24 protein-coding genes are annotated in these 20911 nt (G+C 35.2%); 8 read left to right on the top strand and 16 right to left on the bottom strand.

The annotated features are described in order from the left end of the window. Positions 1-101 precede the first annotated feature (101 nt). The 6 genes from MHB48_RS05600 to MHB48_RS05575 all read right to left on the bottom strand — a co-directional run bounded on the left by MHB48_RS05600 (position 102) and on the right by MHB48_RS05575 (position 4410). Positions 102-314 carry an acetyl-CoA carboxylase biotin carboxyl carrier protein subunit gene (locus MHB48_RS05600; protein WP_342600554.1) on the bottom strand — a complete coding sequence of 71 codons (213 nt, stop codon included), beginning with the start codon at positions 312-314 and terminating at the stop codon, positions 102-104. Beyond that, positions 311-1672, bottom strand: a complete 1362-nt coding sequence (locus MHB48_RS05595; RefSeq protein ID WP_342600553.1) for a biotin carboxylase N-terminal domain-containing protein — start codon at positions 1670-1672, stop codon at positions 311-313. Before MHB48_RS05595 ends, MHB48_RS05600 begins: the two co-directional genes overlap by 4 nt. Before the next feature lie 651 nt (positions 1673-2323). Continuing rightward, entirely contained in the window at positions 2324-2752 is a 429-nt protein-coding gene (locus MHB48_RS05590) for a hypothetical protein (protein ID WP_342600552.1), read from the bottom strand. A gap of 60 nt (positions 2753-2812) precedes the next feature. After that, on the bottom strand, positions 2813-3574 hold the full coding sequence (locus MHB48_RS05585; RefSeq protein ID WP_342600551.1) for an enoyl-CoA hydratase/isomerase family protein: 762 nt from the start codon (positions 3572-3574) through the stop codon (positions 2813-2815). Positions 3575-3666: 92 nt separating this feature from the next. Beyond that, positions 3667-3840 carry a 50S ribosomal protein L32 gene (rpmF, locus tag MHB48_RS05580; protein WP_340918757.1) on the bottom strand — a complete coding sequence of 58 codons (174 nt, stop codon included), beginning with the start codon at positions 3838-3840 and terminating at the stop codon, positions 3667-3669. A 24-nt stretch (positions 3841-3864) separates the two neighbouring features. Further along, complete coding sequence (locus tag MHB48_RS05575; RefSeq protein ID WP_342600550.1) at positions 3865-4410, bottom strand: YceD family protein; 546 nt, start codon at positions 4408-4410, stop codon at positions 3865-3867. Positions 4411-4535: 125 nt separating this feature from the next. Between MHB48_RS05575 and MHB48_RS05570 the strand changes: the two genes are divergently transcribed. Next, complete coding sequence (locus MHB48_RS05570) at positions 4536-5750, top strand: nucleotidyltransferase (protein WP_342600549.1); 1215 nt, start codon at positions 4536-4538, stop codon at positions 5748-5750. Between the two features lie 3 nt (positions 5751-5753). On the opposite strand, the gene MHB48_RS05565 is transcribed toward MHB48_RS05570, so the two are convergent. Continuing rightward, entirely contained in the window at positions 5754-6800 is a 1047-nt protein-coding gene (locus tag MHB48_RS05565) for a SepM family pheromone-processing serine protease (protein WP_342600548.1), read from the bottom strand. Between the two features lie 222 nt (positions 6801-7022). On the opposite strand from MHB48_RS05565, the gene MHB48_RS05560 reads away from it, so the two are divergent. Continuing rightward, positions 7023-7898 (top strand): hypothetical protein, encoded by an 876-nt coding sequence (locus MHB48_RS05560; protein WP_342600547.1) that lies wholly within the window; start codon positions 7023-7025, stop codon positions 7896-7898. A 97-nt stretch (positions 7899-7995) separates the two neighbouring features. On the opposite strand, the gene coaD is transcribed toward MHB48_RS05560, so the two are convergent. The 3 genes from coaD to MHB48_RS05545 form a co-directional block, all read right to left on the bottom strand. Further along, positions 7996-8481, bottom strand: coding sequence for a pantetheine-phosphate adenylyltransferase (coaD, locus tag MHB48_RS05555; RefSeq protein ID WP_342600546.1), 486 nt, complete (start codon positions 8479-8481; stop codon positions 7996-7998). 1 nt (position 8482) lies between these two features. Continuing rightward, positions 8483-9049: a 16S rRNA (guanine(966)-N(2))-methyltransferase RsmD gene (rsmD, locus tag MHB48_RS05550; RefSeq protein WP_342600545.1), complete on the bottom strand. Its 567-nt coding sequence runs from the start codon at positions 9047-9049 to the stop codon at positions 8483-8485. A 280-nt stretch (positions 9050-9329) separates the two neighbouring features. Further along, entirely contained in the window at positions 9330-10748 is a 1419-nt protein-coding gene (locus MHB48_RS05545; RefSeq protein WP_342600544.1) for a hypothetical protein, read from the bottom strand. 52 nt (positions 10749-10800) lie between these two features. Here MHB48_RS05545 and MHB48_RS05540 point away from each other — a divergent pair, with 52 nt between their 5' ends. Next, on the top strand, positions 10801-11187 hold the full coding sequence (locus MHB48_RS05540) for a methylthioribose kinase (RefSeq protein ID WP_340918738.1): 387 nt from the start codon (positions 10801-10803) through the stop codon (positions 11185-11187). An 11-nt stretch (positions 11188-11198) separates the two neighbouring features. On the opposite strand, the gene MHB48_RS05535 is transcribed toward MHB48_RS05540, so the two are convergent. After that, the gene (locus tag MHB48_RS05535) at positions 11199-11471 is read right to left on the bottom strand and encodes a DUF2129 domain-containing protein (RefSeq protein WP_340918736.1); all 273 of its coding nucleotides are present in this window, start codon (positions 11469-11471) and stop codon (positions 11199-11201) included. Positions 11472-11778: 307 nt separating this feature from the next. Between MHB48_RS05535 and MHB48_RS05530 the strand changes: the two genes are divergently transcribed. Beyond that, complete coding sequence (locus tag MHB48_RS05530) at positions 11779-12681, top strand: glycerophosphodiester phosphodiesterase (RefSeq protein WP_342600543.1); 903 nt, start codon at positions 11779-11781, stop codon at positions 12679-12681. A gap of 46 nt (positions 12682-12727) precedes the next feature. On the opposite strand, the gene MHB48_RS05525 is transcribed toward MHB48_RS05530, so the two are convergent. Then, a complete protein-coding gene (locus tag MHB48_RS05525; protein ID WP_342600542.1) occupies positions 12728-13177 on the bottom strand; it encodes a YlbF family regulator in 450 nt (149 codons plus the stop codon). Between the two features lie 83 nt (positions 13178-13260). Between MHB48_RS05525 and MHB48_RS05520 the strand changes: the two genes are divergently transcribed. Next, the gene (locus MHB48_RS05520) at positions 13261-13758 is read left to right on the top strand and encodes a PaaI family thioesterase (RefSeq protein ID WP_342600541.1); all 498 of its coding nucleotides are present in this window, start codon (positions 13261-13263) and stop codon (positions 13756-13758) included. Here the strand turns inward: MHB48_RS05520 and MHB48_RS05515 are convergent. Further along, positions 13707-15146, bottom strand: coding sequence for a UDP-N-acetylmuramoyl-L-alanyl-D-glutamate--2,6-diaminopimelate ligase (locus MHB48_RS05515; protein ID WP_342600540.1), 1440 nt, complete (start codon positions 15144-15146; stop codon positions 13707-13709). The two genes, MHB48_RS05520 and MHB48_RS05515, sit on opposite strands and share 52 nt — an antisense overlap. A 129-nt stretch (positions 15147-15275) precedes the next feature. Between MHB48_RS05515 and MHB48_RS05510 the strand changes: the two genes are divergently transcribed. Further along, positions 15276-16007: an aspartate kinase gene (locus MHB48_RS05510; RefSeq protein WP_342600539.1), complete on the top strand. Its 732-nt coding sequence runs from the start codon at positions 15276-15278 to the stop codon at positions 16005-16007. Here the strand turns inward: MHB48_RS05510 and MHB48_RS05505 are convergent, their stop codons facing one another. Beyond that, a complete protein-coding gene (locus tag MHB48_RS05505; RefSeq protein ID WP_342600538.1) occupies positions 16008-17084 on the bottom strand; it encodes a CAP-associated domain-containing protein in 1077 nt (358 codons plus the stop codon). It lies immediately after the preceding gene. A 152-nt stretch (positions 17085-17236) separates the two neighbouring features. Here MHB48_RS05505 and MHB48_RS05500 point away from each other — a divergent pair, with 152 nt between their 5' ends. Beyond that, positions 17237-17605 (top strand): YugN family protein, encoded by a 369-nt coding sequence (locus MHB48_RS05500; RefSeq protein ID WP_342600537.1) that lies wholly within the window; start codon positions 17237-17239, stop codon positions 17603-17605. A 116-nt stretch (positions 17606-17721) separates the two neighbouring features. Next, complete coding sequence (gene ytvI / locus MHB48_RS05495; RefSeq protein ID WP_342601302.1) at positions 17722-18774, top strand: sporulation integral membrane protein YtvI; 1053 nt, start codon at positions 17722-17724, stop codon at positions 18772-18774. Positions 18775-19498: 724 nt separating this feature from the next. Here ytvI and MHB48_RS05490 read toward each other — a convergent pair. Both MHB48_RS05490 and ctaG read right to left on the bottom strand, forming a co-directional pair. After that, positions 19499-19960, bottom strand: a complete 462-nt coding sequence (locus tag MHB48_RS05490) for a DUF420 domain-containing protein (RefSeq protein WP_342600536.1) — start codon at positions 19958-19960, stop codon at positions 19499-19501. Between the two features lie 33 nt (positions 19961-19993). Then, positions 19994-20905: a cytochrome c oxidase assembly factor CtaG gene (ctaG, locus tag MHB48_RS05485; protein WP_342600535.1), complete on the bottom strand. Its 912-nt coding sequence runs from the start codon at positions 20903-20905 to the stop codon at positions 19994-19996. Positions 20906-20911 lie beyond the last annotated feature (6 nt).

Below are 20911 nucleotides of genomic sequence, written 5' to 3'. Positions count from 1 at the left end.
AAACGGTTGCCTGACTCACATCGTGTAAGCCCGCGAATAGAACTTAAGTTCATGAGCTTACAACGAGTGCAAATATAAAACACATTTGTCAACAATTTGAGTTATTCGAACGTAACTAGGATATCCCCTTCGTTTACAAAATCACCTTCTGATGCATTGATCGTAGCAATTTTACCCGCTACTTCTGACTCAATCGGAATCTCCATTTTCATCGATTCTAACACTATTAGCACTTGTCCTACAGCAACTTCTTCTCCAACCTCTACATTTACTGTAAATACAGTTCCAGCCATTGTCGATTCTAAATTTTTCATTTTAAGTCTTCCTCCCTTTGATTTTCCATCCATTCCCCTAATACAGATGTTGAATATATCCCACTTAGAAAACTTTCAGCTTCTAAGAATTGTTTGAAAAGCGGAATATTTGTTTTCACACCTTCTATTTTAGCAGAAGAAAAAACTTTTTGCGCTTTCTCTATTGCTAATTTTCTGTTCTCTGCGTGAATGATGACTTTGGAAATCATAGGATCATAGAAAGGCGTTACTTTATCCCCTTCTTCATATCCAGCATCAATCCGGACACCTTCTAATGCTCCCCAATTCTGAGATGTTATCGTCCCAGGTGATGGGAAAAATGTTTTTGGATCCTCGGCATAAATTCTAAACTCAAAGGCATGACCTTTTGAAGAAATAGCTTGTTGGTCTTTCACAGGCAATTCTTCCCCCGCCGCTACTTTTAGCTGCCATTCTACTAAGTCAAATCCTGTTATCGCTTCTGTTACGGGATGCTCTACTTGTAATCTTGTATTCATTTCTAAAAAGTAAAATTGATGGTCTTGATCTACGATAAACTCAACTGTACCTGCATTTACATACTCTACTGCTTTCGCAGCATTTATTGCCGCTTCTAATAGTTTTTTTCGAGCTTCCTCTGGAAAATTAGGAGAGGGCGACTCTTCTAACACTTTTTGATTTCTCCTTTGAACGGAACAATTTCTTTCGAACAAATGAACAATATTTCCTTGAGAGTCACCAAAGATTTGTACTTCGATATGACGGGATGCTTCAATATATTTCTCTAAAAATACAACATCACTTCCAAAATATGATTTTGCACGTGTTTTAGTGGATTCAAAGTGTTTGATTAATGTGGCTTCATCATCACAACGAATCATCCCTATGCCACCACCCCCAGCACTTGCTTTCAACATTACTGGATATCCAATAGTGAATGCAGCTTCTTTTGCAGCTTCTAAAGACGTTAAGCCTGCTTCTGTTCCAGGAACTACCGGAACATTTGCTTCCAGCATTGAAAGTCTAGAAGCTATCTTATCTCCCATTTTCTCTATTGTTATTGGCTTAGGACCAATAAATTTAATACCTTCTTCTTCCGCCTTTCGAGCAAAATCTGCATTTTCCGATAAAAAACCGTATCCTGGATGAATAGCATCAACCTGTTCTCTTTTTGCAAGTGCAATTATGTCATCTGCTTTTAAATACGATAGTTGGACTTGGCTTGGACCAATTAAGAATGCAAAATCCGCTTCTTTCACGTAAGGTAAATCCTGATCTGCCTCGGAATAGATTGCTACCGTCTCGATATTTAACTTTTTACACGTTTTAATTATTCGACGGGCAATTTCTCCTCTGTTTGCAATTAATACCTTTTTCATCTCTTTTCCCCCTTGTTACAAAAAGTGAACCCCTTCTCTATTAGTCTATACGAAAAATGAAAGCGATTTCAACTAAATATGAAATTTTCTAACAAAATAGTGACTCCACTTCATCTACATTTTAACAAATGGCTCTTGATGAATATATTTTGTGTCGAAATTCTGCGAGACTCCTGCGGAAAAACGGACTGACAAAACCCAATAGCGGCCTTAAAGGAACAAATCCTACATTCACCACATCCAAGTGGCAACGGATTTGCATCTGTCGCCTACGCCCTTCGACGCAGAATGGGCCTTGTTTCCTCGAGGTGGCTTGGTAGTTCGTCCACGGAAAGCGAGCGGATTTTCAGCCATAACTACATGATTGTTTAAAAAAACAACAACCTGGTTTCACAGAGCCTGAGTAAATTTCATAAATAGTACTTTGTCATTAAAATGCGAACATTTTTCACTTTGTTGATTGAAGCGGCTGGCGGTGATGGCTTATAGCTCACCCCGCGGAAAGCGTACGCCTATAGCGGGAATCAAATATTATTTATGTAAATTGGAATTATGAAGTTAATTCGCCTAATAAATAAATTAATTAAACTAATCATTTTTCCAACTATTTCTGCAACAAAAAAGAAGCCTCTATTTCTAGAGACTTCTTTTTTAGTTATGCTCAATGTGTGTAAGGCCCTGCTTTGCCCAGTTTACTAATACCTCGTAATCTTTTTTCAATAAGTTATACGCATTAGAAATTTCATCGTACGATTGTCTCATTTCATCATAGCTTTGCATTGCTAACTGCAAGTGGTTTTGAAGGGAAGTAGAATCTACCAATTCTTTTGTTGTATCATCTTTTGATGTATCTTCTTTTAATGTTGCCTCAAAAGCAGATACTTCTTTTCGGAAAATTTGAGAACGTAGATTTTTATTCCAGCGGAATGCACAAGCTTGTTTGGAGCGTCCTAATAAAATGCTTGCCTCCTGAAAACCAGAAATTTGGGTATGGCCTTGCTCAATCTTTTTCAAAACTAGCTCTTTTAATAGATTGTCTTCTTCTATAGTCCAACTATCTTTTCTCATTTTAACATTCATTTAGTTCACCCTTTGCTTTTTTACTAATATATGCAAAGTAGGGCTAAATAGACTCTCATTTTATTTCTTTTTTGCTAAAAACAATTCGACTGCTTCATGATGTACATCTTGCTCCCAAAGGATTGAACATGCCTTAACTTCATCCATTATTCTCTCGTATAATTGCGACTGTTCCCATTTTCGGATAGCCAGCTTTTTATATGCTATTAATACGGTAGAGTGAGGAATAATCATTTTTTCGATAAACTTATGCAATGCAACTTGTTTATCTCCCTCAAAAATGTCAGTTGCCCAACCAAAGGATACAAGCTGAGCAGCATCATAAGGCACTGCTTCCGTAAGCATTTGAAGTGCATAGTCATGTCTCATTCCTTTTTCAAATAAGTAGGATCCACCACCCCATCCAGATGTAATGGCTAACTTACCTTGAATGAAACCACATTTCGCTTCTTTCTTTACTAAACGGTAATCGCATAATGTAGCAATTTCACAACCACCACCTATTGCAATTCCATTTACTAAAGCAAGCGTCGGAATTTCTAATGTTGCTATATCATATAAAACTTTTGCAGCTTCACTTAACATTTCAAAAGACTCTACTGCTGTTTTTAATTTATGAAAAACAGATAAGTCCCCTCCCGAACAAAATGATTTTTCACCTGCTCCTGTAATGACTGCTAATTTTATCGCTCTATCTGTTTTCACAGTATGTATGAATTTCCTAAATCCTTCTAAAACTTCTCCATTTATCGCATTATGAATAGCAGGTCTATTTATTTCAAAAATAATTATTTCATCTTTTTTCTCAATAGTATAAGCCATGTATTCCACCCCTTGTTAAATGTGTATATAGAGAAAAAGGCTACCGAAGAGCCATGGTCTCTTTGGTAGCCTTTTGAGAAACAAATACTGAATTATTTGCTTACTACTTCTTTCCCTTTGTATTGTCCGCATGATTTACAAATACGGTGAGCCAATTTCATTTCACCACAATTTGAACACGAAACCATACCAGGTACGGATAATTTAAAATGTGTACGACGTTTTCTTTTTACAGTTTTAGAAGTTCTTCTAGCTGGTACTGCCATTGGTGGCACCTCCTTACAGATCTATTATTCGTCTGTTTGATCAAAATACTTAGCTAATTCAGCAAGTCTTGGATCCAATTTTGGTTGGTCATCTTCTTGCAAATCATTAAGATCTTCATCTGTTGTATAACTCCAACCGTTTCCACCTTCATGTTTAAATTGGTCTGCACCTTCTTTATACACTTGCATTGGAATTTCTAAAAGGACTAACTCCTCTAGAACCGGATCTACATGAATAACATCGCCTTCAACTATATGAAAGTTATCATTTGTTTGTGCGGATGCTAATGCTAATGCAGTCTCAGACCAGTTGAATACTTCAACAGTTTCAATCTCAAAAGGATATTCTACATCTTCCCATGTGCGAGCACATGGCAATATTAGAGTCCCTGAAAGCTGTAGATGACAAGTCATTTGCGCTGCACCAAACGTGCAGTGCCCTTTTACATGAACGGGTGAAATGTTTCGAACGTCATGGTTTCGTTTTTCCACATTTTCGAGAACAACGAATTCATCTAACGTCATCCCGTTCTCACGATATTTAGCTAGCTGATGAATTACCCATTTCATACGATTATCACCTCAAGACAACAAAGTTGATTATATAATGACTATTTTTAGATGTCAAGATAATTTCTTGTCACTACATTATTTTAACATTATACTTTCATTAAGGGAAAGGATTTGATACGAAGATGAAAGCCACTGGATTAGTAGTAGAATACAACCCATTTCATAATGGACATTTACATCACTTACAACAATCAAGCGTGAAAACTAATAGTGACATTATTGTAGCAGTAATGTCTGGTAACTTTCTCCAACGTGGTGAACCAGCCCTTGTTGATAAATGGACACGAGCAAAAATGGCTCTCTCTGCTGGTGTTGATTTAATAATAGAGTTACCTTATGCTTTTGCAACTGCCCAGGCCAGTGATTTTGCAAAAGGCGCTATCTATTTATTGGAGTCTTTAAAATGTGAGACTTTTTGCTTTGGAAGCGAGGAAGGATCTTTAGAAGCATTTCAACATACCTATCAATTATTATTGGCAAAAAAAGCGGATTATAATACAGCTATTTCAAATTTTATGAAACAAGGAATTAGTTATCCAAAAGCATTAAATGAAGCATATAAAGTGGTAGCTTCGGATGCTTCTGTTCCTTTAGTCGATTTATCTAAACCAAATAATATTTTAGGTTATCATTATATGGAAGCTGCTTATAATTTAAACGCGGCAATCAAACCGGAGACAATCCAGCGCGTCGTTGCTAATTACCATGACGAAGCTAAGCATTCTGAAACTATTGCAAGTGCAACTGGAATACGAAAAGTTTTATTCGATGAAAAAGAACTATCTGCCGTTCAACATTTTCTACCACGTACAAGTATAGAGGAATTAAACGAGTGGAAAACCACAGCCCAAGCATTCGGTTGCTGGGATAGATTTTATCCTTTATTGCGCTTTACAATTTTACGTCATAATAAAGAACGATTAGCTCAATTTGCAGAGGTTACGGAAGGAATGGAAAATGCCATTTGGAATGCCGCTATGACAAGTGAAAATTTCCATACATTTATGCTGCAAATTAAGTCTAAACGATTTACATGGACGAGAATTCAAAGAATGTTAACGCATATTTTTACAGAGTTTACATGGGAACAGCTGCAGGAAATCGACCTACCCACTTATATTAGACCACTAGCAATGAATAAAAAGGGGCAAGCTTATTTACAATCAATAAAAAAAGACTTGCAGCTCCCTCTTGTAAGTAGAGTAGCCGCAAGTAAAGAAAATAAGCTGCTTCAATTAGATATTAAAGCAGCAAATTTATATTATTTGGGTTTACAAAATGATTTCGGGCAAAGCATGGTTGGAAGCGATTTTCGTAAAATCCCAATTTTTCAATAAAAATTATTTGGGATCTAGTTGTTCCAAATAAGCTAAAGCATCATCAATAGTTTTTACAGGTACAATTTTCATTTTTGTGCCTATTTTTTTTGCGGATTTTACCGCTTCTTCATAGTTCGAAGTAAGATCCGGATTATTTGCAAGTATGGCTGGGTCTATTTCGTCATCTGGGGCAAACATTATTTCCATACCTTTTCGGTCCGCGGCAATTACTTTTAAATCAATTCCGCCAATTCGCCCTACTGTTCCATCTGGTTCCATCTCACCAGTTCCAGCAATATTATATCCTTTTGTAATATCTTCAGGTAACAATTGATTTAATATCTCTAATGTAAACATAAGGCCAGCAGAAGGTCCTCCTATTTCTTCCGAGTTAATACGGACTACAGGAGTTGTTTCAACTAACTTATCCTCCGTATACGAAATACCGATTCCTGCTTTCCCTTGAACGCCGGGGATTGCTTTAAGTGTAACCTCTTTGGAAAGTTCCTTGCCATCTCGTTCAATTGTTAATTGAATAACGTCACCTGCTTGCTTGTCTGCTAAGTACGTTTTGATTGCTTCTTCGGTTAATTTTTTTGTATTATCCATTTCTAATATCTTATCGCCAGGTTCTAACACATTATCTGCTGCACTACCATCTACGACATTAAAAATAAATATTCCGTTATTTGTCACAGTATAAGGCATTTTTGCTCGATTGAAAGCAACTGTAATAGCATTAAATTGAGAATCAGACATAAGCTTTAATTGACGAACATTATATTCTTTTTCATCTTCATCTTCTTGACGAATTTGATTTGCTTTATAGATTTTTTGATTATCCACCACTTTAGCATATGCATAAGTAAGAGGAGTTGCTTTTGCTAATGCAATAGTTAATAGGCTCATCGTTCCGGCGTCATCTTCATCTCCGCCTTCGACTTCTACGAATGGAGTAAGTTCGTAAGCGCCGCCTGGCTTGGAAATATAAGATTCCATTGGATAAAAGGCTAATGCAGCTACAAGTGCTACAACAAAAAGAAGGATTAATGGCTTTCTCTTCTTCATAAGTTATCCCTCTCTTTCATAAATACAATTAAGTATTAGTTTATCACTTCCATTTTTTTCTGACAAAATATATAAACAGGAAAATGGAAAACTCACTTTTTTGGTGACGATTAACACGTAATCAGAAGTGGCAATCGCGCTTGAAAGACTTTTTACTAGAGACTAGACATTAACTATGAGGGAACCTACAATTTTCCCTCAAGAAATAAGGGATGAAATAGGATGCATATGATTATTACAATCGGTAGTTGGGCACTTATTATACTATTGTTTTTACAACCGGGTATAGCGCATAAAGGTGCAGTAGAAGGGATGCGAATATTCACGACAGCATTACTTCCCTACTTATTGCCTTATCTAGTTATTACCCAAATGTTTATTCGATCACAAAAAACTTTTTTAAACACGACCAACAAGTTCAAATTGTATATGAATATATACATTCTTACTGCATTAGGAGGCTTTCCAAGTGGAGCTGCTATTATTTCTTCCCTAAAGGAAATAGGTACCTTAAACGAGCGAAATGCGAGTTGGTTATTAGCTATTTGTCATGCTCCAAGCCCAATGTTTGTAATTGGTTTTGTTGGCATCGAAATTTTTAATGCCGAGATTGCGGGTTTAAAATTGTTAATTATTATCCATCTCGTCAATTTGGCATTCCTTTTAGTATTCATCATTTTTTCGAAGCCTATTCAAATGAATGATTACGTCAAAAAAGCATCGATCTCACCATTTCAGGAAAGCATTAGAGAAACATCGCAAATACTATTGCTAATTGGAACAACTGTAATATTTTTCACAACAGTAAGTATTATTGTTTTTGAATCCGTAAAAGAAGTAATACCATCCATTTCTCCGTTCGTATTAGTGCTAATTGCATCTTTTTTTGAAATGACCGGTGGCATTAGTTTGGCAGGAGAAATTTTATCAGGAACTACAATATTACCCTTTGTAGTAGCGATAATCATAGCTTTTAGTGGACTTAGTATTCATATGCAAATTATTGTTCTTGCGCAAAAAGCAGGAATTCCGATCAAACATTACATCCTATTTCGCTTCCTAAACATGCTCATCCTACCAATATTTTTCATCCTCTAACATGTCAAAAGTGTTACTGGTGCCAGGCACCTGTAACTATCTTGTAACATAACTTTCCCCTTTATGACAAAGAAAAAACCTTGCAAAATTTGCAAGGTTAATCGTTATTGTACTTTAACTTAAGAGCTGCTTCCACTTGAGGTGGTACGAGCTCTTCTATTTTCCCACCATATTTAGCAACTTCTTTGACAATGCTAGAGCTTAAAAAGGAATATTGATTTTTTGTCATAATGAAAAATGTCTCAATTTCGTCATTTAATACTCGGTTCATGGAAGTAATTTGCATCTCGTATTCAAAATCGGATACCGCTCGCAATCCACGGATAATAGCACTGGCACCTACGTTCTTAGCATAGTCCATTAATAGTCCAGAAAAAGTGTCGACCTTTACATTAGGAAGGTGAGAAGTAACATCTTTAATAAGTTTCATTCTTTCCTCTACTGAAAAAAGGGGATTTTTAGATGAGTTATTTAATACAACTACAAAAACTTCATCAAAAATAGATGCTCCTCGCATAATAATATCTAAGTGTCCGTTTGTAATTGGATCAAAACTTCCTGGTACGACTGCTATTTTACTCAACTTAATTCCCCTCTTCTACATGGCTACGATAAATCGATATGACCGTCCCACCATAATTCTCTCTTCTTACGAGTTTAAAAGCACCAAATTCATCTTCTAAAGTAAGCATTTTATCATGTTCACAAACGATCATCCCCGATTCGTTCATGCACCCTTTTTCTACAATTGTTTTAACTAAGTCATAATAGATAACTTTGCTATATGGAGGATCTACGAATAATAAGTCTATTTTTAAATCTCTTTTTTCAAATGCTTTTACAGCTCTAGATGCATCAATTTTATAAATTTCACTTGTGTCCTCTAAACGACACTTCGTTAAATTTTCGTTGATTGTTTGAATTGCTTTTTGATCTTTTTCTATAAAAATACAAGTATCAATTCCTCTACTTAATGACTCAATACCTAAACTTCCACTTCCCGCAAACAAATCTACAGCAAGACCGCCATCAAAATAAGGACCAATCATATTAAAAATGGATTCCTTCACTTTATCTGTTGTAGGTCTTGTATTTGTTCCTGTCACTGCTCTTAAAGGTAGCCCTTTTCTTGTTCCTGATATAACTCTCATACTATTTCTCCTAGTTATCAAATTCGCATTGGCGTTTTTCTTCCGCTTCACCTTGTTCAGCCCCGCAGGAAAAACAACTGCTCCTGCGTTAAACTCGACGCAGAAAACCGTGCGCCAAAATTTTGCAACACCTGTCTTGCCAGGTGAACTCCTTTACAAAATCTGTGACATCCGACAGAGGCTTTACTCTATTCAGCAGGTGTTTAGACACCAGTAAAATCGAAGAACATTAGCATACATTTCACCACTTATAGAAACGGGAGACTTCTGCTGAATAAAGTTAAAATGAAGCGGATTGTGTAACACTTATTCGTTTTTCTTGTTTTTCAATATCTACTAAAAACAAACGATTCATCCACGATTCTTCCAAATAAAAATCTGCTCCGATTTTTTCAAATGGTTCTGACATTGCATCATATCTTTTGTCGTTTAATACATAAAATGGTTCCTTAATAGGAAAACGAAACGCTCTCATTGCATTTTGCACATATAATCCTTTATCCGTATCTTTCAACGTATAGCCTAATGCTGTTAACAATGGTTCCGCAGCATACATTACTTTCCCATCTTTAAACAGTACTTTTACGTCTTTTTGCTGTTGATCATTAATGTACACTGTTCTATTATCCTCAAAGAGCAATGGATATTTATCTGCTTTAAATTGTTCATTTAAAGTAAAGAAGGAAGTTTTCAATTCAATTACTTCCGATAATAATCCATCCAATTTTTGGGCACTTAACTGTTTGTTTTCCATTAATACTTTTTTCCAATCAGAAAGCTGATCTTCCGTAAAATAATTGGTTAAGGTTTCATACATCCAGATCGATTTCTCAGATCCAATAGGAGAATCCGTTAAGAAACTACTAATAACCTCAGCCATTATTAAATTTTCAGCAACTAATCCATATTGTAATTGTACATTTTTAATAATTAACTCTCGTTGAATGGAAGCAAGATCCTTGTTTTCAACAAATGCAATTCGAGAAGATTTAATATTGTATTTATTTTCCGTAAAAAGGACAGATATATGTTCACTATTTGTCAGCTGCATCTCAGTCAAAAGTGTCTTTAGATCTTCTGAGAGTTCTTCTTTTGAGTGAATAGTGAAATTGTCGTTCTCAAATTTGACTGGTAGTAATTCTTCTTGCCAATACAAATCAGTGAAACTACCTGCTCCGAAAAAGAGTGAATAATCAATTTCATCTAAAGAAGTGGTTCCAACTATTGGAAGACCACTAACCCACATACCGCCTTTTTTTAATTCATCCGTAATGTGGAGAGTTGTATATGAAACTCCACCCTTTTCAAGCTTAGCTAAAAAACCTGATAAAACGATTCCGTCATGTAATCCATCTATTAAAGGTATTTCATAGGAAATACTTTGTTTGGATGTATCTCCTTCCTTAAAAGATATAAGATCTTCGGACAATCGGTTACAGCTCTCACTTGTATCTAAGTAACAACTCCTATTTTCACTTGAAATAGGCCAGGTGATCTTTATTTTTTCTTCAGGCAAATTCATAAAATGTTGCCTGATCATGAGCTTATCCTTTTTTAATTTTATTTCAATTTCTTGTTCATATAAGAAAGATTGCTCACTATCTTCCAACCCAGAAGAGTACACGTGATATTGAAATAATAGCAATACACTATTAGTCACAATGAGTAACATAGATAAAAAACTTAGAATAATTTTCATAGAATTGTCCTCCAACAAAGTGGTAAGATGGATTGGAAAGGAAGTGTTTTCATTGATACAACGTTTTATAGAACTAGGTGAAGGCTACGGAGATATATTTGAACTTTGTGAACTCGCTCGAGTAAATAAAAATCGAATACACCATGCATTTATTTTCACTTCTAAAAACGGCGAAAAAGAATATTGTTCTATTGCAATTGCACTTAAGCCGGTTAATAGTGCTAACTTTTTCCCGATTTATATATGTCGAGAAGGAATAGCTAATACTCAACCGGAAACAAAAAGACTTACGTCATTTAAAGATACTTTAAATGAGTTACAAATTAAACCAATCCAAATTGACCTTAAACACTCTTCCACTTTTGTGGATACTCAATTATATTATCAGTATATAATTGGCATATTACGTTTAAATCATTTAGTACCACCGCTGCAATAGACTAAACTAACCTATAAGCCGATTTTGTAATCGTATTCTTTTGCTTTGTCTGGTTTACTATTTTCAAATTCTGTAATAAGAAATGGTCGATAGGATTCCAAAATTTCTTTAACAAATGGAAGTTTATTCATCTTTTGCTTAGCAGTTTCAATCTGATCTTGATCACAATATAACACAACATATTTCTGTTTTTTCGAAATATAATGGACATGACCGTATTTTCTTAAAGATTTCGCTTGTTTTAAATGATGCACATAGACAATTAATCCTTGTCTTTCTGTCATACGCTTCCCCTCATTTCTTCATTTCAAGAATACCATATGGAGGAAATTGATAGCAACAACAACAAGCTGACAGTTTTGAGTACTTTAACTATAATAAAAGGACAAGGCTAGGAGACTTGACGATTACTACGTAGGTTTCTTTCTTATAAATTGACTCTGTTAAACGATCATGTTGTTACCTGCCGAAAATCCTCTCGCTTTCCGCCGTTTTCGTCACAAAATAGGTGCTTCTAAAAAACAACAACCTAATTTAACAGAGCCTATAAATTAAATGAAAGCTTTCATGAAAAGGAGGATAAATAAATAGATGGGTAAAAAATCAAATGTAGCACTCGCTATTGCCGCAGCTGCTGGAGCTGCTTGGGCAAGTACAAAAGCACTTTCTAAACCACAAAGTCGGTCTTCAAAAGAAGCACTTGAATATGGGCATCCAATCATACTAGCCCATCGCGGTGGATCTGCACTGGCACCTGAATGCTCTCTTGCGGCTTTTGAAAAAGCAGCAAAATTAGGTGTCCATGGATTTGAAATTGATTTAAGGTTAACTAAAGATGAAGAAATTATTGTATTTCATGATGAAGATTTAGATAGGGTCACAAACTTTAATGGTAAAGTAGCAGATTATTCATTAGCAGAATTAAAAAAAGCAGACTTAGGATATCACTTTACCGATTTAGAAGGTTCGTACTCTTATAGAGATTGTGGGGAGCAAATTATTACATTAGGTGACCTTCTTGAACTGTATCCTCAAATGCTTATTAATATGGATATAAAAGATGCTCCTCAAACTTACGAAGGTAGCTTAATGCCTTCTAAGCTTTGGAGACTTTTAGAAGAAAAACAAGCTTTTCAGCGTGTAGTTGTCACGAGCTTTTATGACGAACAAATTGACCGTTTTAACTTATACGCACAAAATGCAGTTGCATTAGGGGCTGGGGAAAAAGAAGTCAAAAAAGCTTACACAGCATATAGTAGTCAATTTAAGCATTTATATCATCCCAAGGCTGATGTATTTCAAATTCCAGTCAAATCAAATGTTTTTCCATTAGATACTGCAGGTTTTATTAAATTCTTAACATCACTAAACATCCCTGTTCATTACTGGACAATTAATGATCCAGTGGTGATGAAAAAGCTTATCCAGAACGGCGCAAAAGGTATCATCACTGATCGACCAGACCTAGCAATCGATGCATTAAAACTCGATTAAAAAAGGATGTGTGCATTACGCACACATCCTTCATTTTCCTCGCATATTAAGCAGAGCAAGAACAAGAACCACCCGAACCACAGCCGCTTCCACAGCTAGAGTTACTAGATGCAAAAAATGGATTGCTTACAGGTACTTTAACACCTTCTGAAACAGATTTACCTATTAACAAACTTACTTCATCTAGTAAGTCTTGTAATTCGTTTTCAGCAACTCTTAAGGTTGCTATTTCATCTATCATATCCAGTTTTCGTTTTGTTACTCGAATATCCTTCATTACTGTCGAATAATCTGGATGATATTTTCCGAATCGCTGAACCTCTTCATATTGATCTTTCAGTTTCGTGAAATGATTTATTTCACGAACTAAATTCGGATTTGTATATATAGCACAATGTGCTTCTAAGTATTGGTAAAATTGTTCAGAGGAAAGAACCATTGTACATAGCATATCTGACTGGTCCATTATCGTGGCCCATTCATTAGTCATTATCATAAGTGAAACCTCCAATCCTGTTTATCATAACAGAAATGCAGAAATAAATGCTAAACTATTATCTTATTGTTAGGAGAAAAATTATGAATGAATTAAAAACACTGCTTACTCAAGTAACTGAAAATGCATCAGAGGTTGAAATGAGCTTACTAAAAGAATTCCTGAAAGGTATTCAAAATAAACAACAAAATGCTGCTCCCACCTATTTAAATGCCATTTTTCATATGGATACACAATATGAACAAGATATTTGTGTTGTAACGGTACCTGTAACCCCACTTATCCACAATAGCTTTCATATGCCTCACGGTGGAGTCATTGCAACGCTAACAGATAACGCAATGGGATTCCTTGTAAACAAAGATCTTCAACCGGAAGGAAAAGGTGCTGTTACAACAAATATGACGATTCATTACGTTAAGGCTGCTACAGAAAAAACGTTGATTGCGACAGCTTCATATTTACATAAAGGACGTCAAACATTAGTTTTAGAATGTACTGTAACCCAGCCGGATGGAAAGAAAATTGCTTATGCCACAGGATCATTTTTTGTCATTGAACCACCTAGCTCTTCAAAATAACTAAGAACTACCTGATGATCAGAAAAAGGGACTACAAGACCATTCATTATTTGCTCTTGCTCATGTCCCTTTCCTGCAATTAACACAACGTCCCCGTTTTTCCCGATGCTTAAAGCTAGCCTAATCGCTTCTCTACGATCTGTCTCAATAAGTACCTTCCTTCTATCTAAATCTTTCACAATATCAGCGATGATATCTTCTGGATGTTCGTTTCTAGGATTGTCAGATGTTACGATTGCTATTGTTGCATAGCTTGTTGCCACCTCACCCATCCATTTCCTTTTTTGCTTATCTCGATTGCCTCCACATCCAAACACTACATAAACATTCTTTTTCGCATAAGACACAATTGTAGATAAACAGGCCTCTAGTGCATCAGGGGTATGCGCATAGTCTATGAGCACTTCTATTCCCCTGCTATTAGGAATACGTTCTAGTCTCCCAGCAGGCAGTTTTACAGGCTGTATTTCTTCACAAGGAAAATCCAAAGCCAACAAAGTAGCTACAGCTGCAGCTAAGTTCATCCCATTGTAATGACCGTTGTTTCTCATCTTAACTCGTAATTTTTTCCCTCTTACTATTAGCTCATATGACACTATTTCCGTCGTATAATTTTCTTTTGAATAAATAACGTCATTTGTCTGTTTTTCTCCAAATCGAATGACTGGTAAATACGCTTTTTGTGCTACGGTTCGACACCACTCATCATTATCATTTACAACAAGCTGCTTTGCTAATGAAATAAGTAACTCCTTTGATTTTTTGTAAGGAACCATTCCCCCATGGAACTCTAGATGGTCTTTTCCTATATTTAAAAATACTCCAATATCAATAGGATAACTTCCTAATCGATTGTCCAATAAACCTTGAGAAGAGGCCTCTAATACAATAAATTCTACATGGTGATCAGAACAGTATTTTACTACTTGAATAAAATCATAAAACGGTAAAGTTGTATTATTTCGAAAGTTTTGTTCTATTTTCTTACCATTTACAAATACACCTAGCGTACCAATAACACATACCGATTTATTCTGTTGCATTAGTAATTGTCCTACAAATGTAGCAACCGTAGTTTTTCCATTTGTTCCAGTTATTCCAACTGTTTTTATTTGTTTACCATACAATTCATATGTCATATATGCGATTCTATCCTTCATAAGATACATATCCGCTGGTATGATAATCTGAGGAACAATACAGTCTTGAATAAAAAATGACGTAAGGATCGCTATCGCTTCGTGCTGAATTGCTTCTTCTATAAACGAACGATTATTTGTTTCGGAAACAAATACATCTCCTTTTTTTATTTGCTTTGAATGATCAATAAATCTGTTTATCGTTAAAACATCTAAATCCCCAATTATCTTATAATCTAAGCCATCCATAAGCTCTTTTAATCGATAAATAGTAGCTCACTCCCTACACCATTCTTGTAAAATCGCATACAGTAAATTGAATTCCTTGTATCGTATGAACGGAGTGTTTGAAATGTCACGAGTAGAGTGGTATAAATTATGATTGTGCAAAAGTATGGCGGAATCGCAATGCAGGATCGACCAAGTAGACAATTAGTTATTGCAAGAATTCAAAAAGCAATTAGTGTTCATCAAAAAGTATTAATTGTTGTTTCAGCCATGGGAAGAAGAGGGCAATACTACGCAACAGACACCTTATTAGATCTTATTCCAAATTCGACCAATGGCGTTGAAACAGACTTACTATCTGCATGTGGTGAACTTATTTCTGCATCTGTTTTATGTGCAGAACTAAAGAGTAAAGGAATTTTGGCAACCATTTTATATGGAAAAAGTGCAGGTATTATTACGAATGAAGCTTATGGAAATGCTCAGATAGAAAAAGTAAATACAAGTAGCTTCATAACCGCATTCCAAAATTTTAATTGTATCGTAGTACCCGGATTTCAAGGTGTTTCAGAAAAGACTCAAACCTTTACTACTCTTGGTAGAGGTGGAAGTGATTTAACTGCTGTCGTTTATGGGCATTACTTAAACGCAAAAGTTGTTGAATTTTATAAAAATGTACCAGGTGTTATGACTTCAGATCCTTTCACAAATGAAAATGTTGAGTTAATACCCTTTATGACATATGAAGAACTTCAAAATAAAATAAATGAACCAGTAGAAATAATACAAAAAAGAGCAGCAAAATTTGCTGCCCTCCACAAAGTTCCTTTGCATATACGATCCCTATATGAAGATAGAGAAGGTACAATTGTATTTCATTAATTATTCCTGAATTTCTTTTATCATAGGTCGGTCAATGAAATTTTGTGTGTAGTAATTACCGTATACCCCTACTCCTGTATGGGTATACCATTTCCCTAACAAAGTCTCACGATGATCTTTAGAATTTAACCAACCATTTACTGCCTCTCCCGCATCAAAATAAAAAGCCGCGGTATTACCTCCAGCACGGTCGAAAACAATTGACGATTCTTTTAACATATCACTAAATTTGGAAACTTCGAATGTCTCATTTGTAACGATATTATTTTTCGCCATTTCTTCACTATGGGAAATAGCTATTTTTTGTAACGTATTATCAGACTCTAACACTTTTAAACCATGGCGAAAACGAAATACATTTGTGATTTCTACGATTTGTCTTTCATTCGCTTTATCAATTTCAGCTTGCAATGAAGATGAAGGTGCATTTGTTTCAATAATTGTTCCCTCATATAAAATGTCATATGGTTTATGTAAGAGAAGTGTTTTAGCATCCGTAAATCGAACTGCCTCTAACTGCTGATCTTTCTCATCAATATATAGCATCGCGAATAAGTCATCGAATTGAACTAAAATACGGTTGTTAATATCTTGTTCATTTAACGAAAAAGTATATGTGTTTTCGTCAATAGACATTGTTATTTCTGATTGCACAATAGTAAAACGATAAATTTCTTCCAACGACTGTCCAATCTTATAAGGAGTAGCGTCCACATCACTACCGATCAAAAATGCTTGTGTTACAATGTCCCCTGTTACTCCAAAAAGCTTATATGAAGAAAAGGAATCATTATATACCCACCAATCGTACCCATATGCGGATGGTTCAATTCGATTTGGCTTACCAAACAAGCTAGTTAATTCGTGAGATGGTTTGCCTATTAAAGTAGAAATACCTTTTTTAGGCTTCGAAAAAATATTATTGACTTCTACTACATCCGGTGTTTTCTGTGGTATTAGTTGTCCAGAGTTATTAGGCCCTGTGATGATTTCATTCTCTTGAACCGGGTTATCAAAATATATCAATATGACTAGTACAATAGCAACAGCAATTAAAATACGAAATAGATTTTTCATCTCATTTTACTCCTGACTTGTCACTTCTTTTTCACTAGTATAACAAGCTTCTATGCAATTACACAATGTTGCCATTGCAACATTTTCAAATTTGAATTAATATTAATAGGAACGTATTCTAAGGTATTTTGAACGTGAAGGAGGACAATTCAATGTATTTCGAAAACACTGGTATAGAAAACACTGTCATTGATCTTAATCTATTAGATGATCTTATGGAAAAGCAAGGTTTGATTCGCGCTGGTCAATGGGATTACGAACGTGTAACTTATGACAAAAAGTATGAAATAAAAGAAGGTACATTTTATCTTCGTGTATTTGGTTTTACTAAAGATGGTGATGTTGGGGCACACGAGGCAAATATCACTCTATTAAAACCAGTAATCGGTAAACACTACTTTCCACACGGTGTCGAGTATGGTGAAAACGAAGTATTCCCGAATCACTTGCTTAAATCATGTGAACAAACACTTTCAGCTGTTAAAGCAGATTTAAATGCATTTGAAATTAATGCGCGATAAATGTAGTGCCTAAACGTTAGAGAATATATTCTCTAACGTTTTTTCTGTTCAAAAAACAGTATGTTGTCTATACTAATTTAAAAGGTCTAGAAAGGAGAATAAGAATTGGTTTGAAAATGTTCAAAAAAGAGTATGTAAAGTACGCATTGCTTGTTCTATTCATTTTATTAACTGCTATTTTTATTCTCCCTGTTTCGGTCCCAATTATATTAGCTCTACTTACTGCTATTATTATTGAACCAGTAGTAAAATTTACACAAAAGACATTTAAATGGAAACGGAAACCATCCGTTATTGCAAACTTTATTTTCTTTATAAGTATCCTTTCAGGACTATTATATTTCGTTATAACTAAACTTATTAGTCAGCTAATATATACGTCCAACGTAATTCCATTTCACTTAAATAACTTAACTGGAATATGGATTGATATTCAAAATAATTTATTTAAATATACCGAAGGTCTCCCGAAAGAAGTTGTCTCATCTATTCAAGGTAAGTTTGATTCTACATTAGAAAGCATGAAAGAAGCTTTACTTGATTTACTTAGTTATTCCAACATTACAGCTCTTCTAACTAATATTCCAAACTTCTTGATTAGCTTTATTGTATTTATTATTGCTCTATTTTTATTTATGCTGGATTTAGAAAAATTACGAGCAAAGTTTTTCTACTTACTATCAGAGGATTCAGCTGAAAAAGTTACTTTTATGTCTTCTAGCCTTAAAAAGGTAGTTATTGGATTTATGAAAGCACAAATTTTAGCTAGTTTCATTATTTTAGGTGCTTCCCTAATTGGATTATTATTTATTATCACACCAAAGTATGCCATAATCATGTCCATCGTCATTTGGATCGTTGACATTATCCCTATTTTAGGATCTATTGCTGTTTTAGCACCTTGGGCTATCTATCACTACTTAACAGGAGACGTCATTTTAGGTACCAAACTCACTGTTTTAGCAATTATTTTATTAGTTATCCGAAGAGCTGTGGAGCCTAAATTAATGGGATCTCAAATGGGTATTTCACCACTTGCTATACTTATTGCCATGTTCATAGGAGCTAAACTGTTTGGTTTTCTTGGCTTTATAATAGGTCCATTTATCGTCATTATTTGCATTACTGCGAAAGAAGCAGGCATGATTAGACTAAACTTTAAAATATAATAAGAAAAGCACAAGCGCCCTTTAAGTGCAATACCTGTTCGCAGACGTTTCCGGATTGCTTTGCAATGGACTTTAACTACATCATAACGGCGCGATTTTTAGAATAAGGGGCTGTCCTTGAAGTCATATAGTGACTGAAAGATGGTCCCTTTTCCAATGTATTGATTTCCGTTCCAGACGGACGCTATCCGCGGGCATGGCTTCAGTCTCCTCAGGCCAACACGATGTTGGTCACGAAGGCGTTGCCACACGAGGTGGCGTTCTTAGCCTTCGTTCCTTTGTTCGCTCCTGCGGGGCCTTCAGCTCATGCACCTGCCGCTTCGCTTTCGGTGCAGAAAACATCTGCTATTCCCGCTGGAGTCGCCGTCTTCCACTACAATCAATTGCCTACAAAAAATAGTAGTTTTAATAAAAAGTATACAAAAAACAGGTGTAGAATAAGACTCGTTTTTCTACACCTGCTTCAATTTATGGGCTTATTGGATAGCCTCCTCTCCTTTTTCTGTAATCTTGTGGCTTTTGTACTTCCGTCGCCCTGCTGCAACTTTAGGCAACAGGCTAGTGCTGTTTTGGATAATGAAAGAATAGATTCTTTCTTACTCAAGTTGAAGGCTCCCGACTAGCTATTTTTCTGACCATAAGCTCTATCTACAAGTGATAGCTCTTATAATTTCCTTAATAGAAATAAAAACCAACACAAAAATGTGTTGGTTTTTATTTCTATTTATCCACCGATAATTGCCTTAATAACTGACGTTGTTTCTCCACCCTTATAAAATACATAAAGTAATAGGTAAACAGCTACTCCTGTAATTGCGACAAAGAACCAAATTACGCTTGTAATGGGACCTATCTTACGATGCTTTTTAATATTATCTTTATAGCCTAAATATAATGTTACAACTCCGAATACAGCTCCTGTAGTTGCTAAAGTAATATGAAAAATTAAAAACAGCGTATAATAAACTTTAATATCATCTGGTCCACCGAATGCAGTATTCCCGATAAAAAGTGTGCGAGAAACATAGATAATGAAAAAAGTTAAAGCAGAAATTGCTGCAGCAATCATAGTTTTTTTATGAGCTTCAATTTTTCTTTGTTTAACAAAAGCCCATCCAATTGCTACTAATACAGCACTCAATACGATAAAAAACGTACTTATTGTTGGTAGTACAGGTAAACTCATCCTCATTCTCCTCGAATAAATTAATATAAGTTATTAAAGCTTAGCTTGAAGTTTCAAATCATCCAATGCTTTTTGAGTAATTTCATCTGCATTGTCTTGCTCATTTTTGAACCACTTAAAGAAGATAGAAAATAAAAATGCAGCATAAATAATTTCTTGAATTACTTTCATAATAATGCCACCCAGTTGCTGATCTTCTACAGGAGCCATGTTTGAAAATAGTTCTGGTCCTGAGAGTGACAAGCCTGCTAAAGTACTAGCAGGTACACATAATTCCATAGCCTTCAACCATACGTCACCATTCGTATAAGTCGCATACATTGCATGTCCAGAAAAAATTATAAGTGCACAAGCTGGGGTAATTAAAACCGCACTCGCAATTATAAAACCGATTTTCTTTAAACCATGCAGTTTCTTCTCTGATTCGATAACGTCGACGATAGACCACCACATAAAAATGGCAGATAAAAATAACAAGAACGTATATGTCCCGTGAAGAACCTCATTCATCTTAATATAATCAAAAATTAACGGAATGTGATAGAAAGAGAAAAGGCCTGTAAACACAATTAAAGCAAGTAATGGTTTAGTTACAAATGGTAAAACTTTTCGGATTACCGGTAATTCAAGGACGACTTTCCAAACCCACCAGGGAATCCCCTTCATCAATAGAGGCGGAACTAACAATAATAAAAGAGCCATTTGCGTCATATGTACAGAAAACATAATATGAGCCATTAAATCTATAGGAGAGCCTTTTACTATATATAGAAGAACTAAACTTGTTAAAAAGTAAACAGCTTCTTTTCTTTTTAAAGGTTCTGATACTTTAAAGTCACTTCTCCATTTTACTGTGATCAAAAAATATAAGATTGCAATGCAAACTACTAATCCTATCATAACAGGGCTCCACAATGCTTGGAAGCCAAATATACTTAAAGGCATACGTAT

This window comes from Psychrobacillus sp. FSL H8-0483 (genome assembly GCF_038637725.1).
Lineage (GTDB): Bacteria > Bacillota > Bacilli > Bacillales_A > Planococcaceae > Psychrobacillus.
The sequence above is the reverse complement of the archived record's forward strand: the minus strand, read 5'-3'. Positions and strand labels throughout refer to the sequence as shown.

What these genes read in the sequence shown, in the direction of transcription:
- MHB48_RS05600 (WP_342600554.1), bottom strand. Translation starts at nt 314, where the DNA reads ATGAAAAATTTAGAATCGACAATGGCTGGAACTGTATTTACAGTAAAT.
- MHB48_RS05595 (WP_342600553.1), bottom strand. Translation starts at nt 1,672, where the DNA reads ATGAAAAAGGTATTAATTGCAAACAGAGGAGAAATTGCCCGTCGAATA.
- MHB48_RS05590 (WP_342600552.1), bottom strand. Translation starts at nt 2,752, where the DNA reads ATGAATGTTAAAATGAGAAAAGATAGTTGGACTATAGAAGAAGACAAT.
- MHB48_RS05585 (WP_342600551.1), bottom strand. Translation starts at nt 3,574, where the DNA reads ATGGCTTATACTATTGAGAAAAAAGATGAAATAATTATTTTTGAAATA.
- rpmF (WP_340918757.1), bottom strand. Translation starts at nt 3,840, where the DNA reads ATGGCAGTACCAGCTAGAAGAACTTCTAAAACTGTAAAAAGAAAACGT.
- MHB48_RS05575 (WP_342600550.1), bottom strand. Translation starts at nt 4,410, where the DNA reads ATGAAATGGGTAATTCATCAGCTAGCTAAATATCGTGAGAACGGGATG.
- MHB48_RS05570 (WP_342600549.1), top strand. Translation starts at nt 4,536, where the DNA reads ATGAAAGCCACTGGATTAGTAGTAGAATACAACCCATTTCATAATGGA.
- MHB48_RS05565 (WP_342600548.1), bottom strand. Translation starts at nt 6,800, where the DNA reads ATGAAGAAGAGAAAGCCATTAATCCTTCTTTTTGTTGTAGCACTTGTA.
- MHB48_RS05560 (WP_342600547.1), top strand. Translation starts at nt 7,023, where the DNA reads ATGCATATGATTATTACAATCGGTAGTTGGGCACTTATTATACTATTG.
- rsmD (WP_342600545.1), bottom strand. Translation starts at nt 9,049, where the DNA reads ATGAGAGTTATATCAGGAACAAGAAAAGGGCTACCTTTAAGAGCAGTG.
- MHB48_RS05545 (WP_342600544.1), bottom strand. Translation starts at nt 10,748, where the DNA reads ATGAAAATTATTCTAAGTTTTTTATCTATGTTACTCATTGTGACTAAT.
- MHB48_RS05535 (WP_340918736.1), bottom strand. Translation starts at nt 11,471, where the DNA reads ATGACAGAAAGACAAGGATTAATTGTCTATGTGCATCATTTAAAACAA.
- MHB48_RS05530 (WP_342600543.1), top strand. Translation starts at nt 11,779, where the DNA reads ATGGGTAAAAAATCAAATGTAGCACTCGCTATTGCCGCAGCTGCTGGA.
- MHB48_RS05525 (WP_342600542.1), bottom strand. Translation starts at nt 13,177, where the DNA reads ATGATAATGACTAATGAATGGGCCACGATAATGGACCAGTCAGATATG.
- MHB48_RS05520 (WP_342600541.1), top strand. Translation starts at nt 13,261, where the DNA reads ATGAATGAATTAAAAACACTGCTTACTCAAGTAACTGAAAATGCATCA.
- MHB48_RS05515 (WP_342600540.1), bottom strand. Translation starts at nt 15,146, where the DNA reads ATGGATGGCTTAGATTATAAGATAATTGGGGATTTAGATGTTTTAACG.
- MHB48_RS05510 (WP_342600539.1), top strand. Translation starts at nt 15,276, where the DNA reads ATGATTGTGCAAAAGTATGGCGGAATCGCAATGCAGGATCGACCAAGT.
- MHB48_RS05505 (WP_342600538.1), bottom strand. Translation starts at nt 17,084, where the DNA reads ATGAAAAATCTATTTCGTATTTTAATTGCTGTTGCTATTGTACTAGTC.
- MHB48_RS05500 (WP_342600537.1), top strand. Translation starts at nt 17,237, where the DNA reads ATGTATTTCGAAAACACTGGTATAGAAAACACTGTCATTGATCTTAAT.
- ytvI (WP_342601302.1), top strand. Translation starts at nt 17,722, where the DNA reads ATGTTCAAAAAAGAGTATGTAAAGTACGCATTGCTTGTTCTATTCATT.
- MHB48_RS05490 (WP_342600536.1), bottom strand. Translation starts at nt 19,960, where the DNA reads ATGAGTTTACCTGTACTACCAACAATAAGTACGTTTTTTATCGTATTG.
- ctaG (WP_342600535.1), bottom strand. Translation starts at nt 20,905, where the DNA reads ATGCCTTTAAGTATATTTGGCTTCCAAGCATTGTGGAGCCCTGTTATG.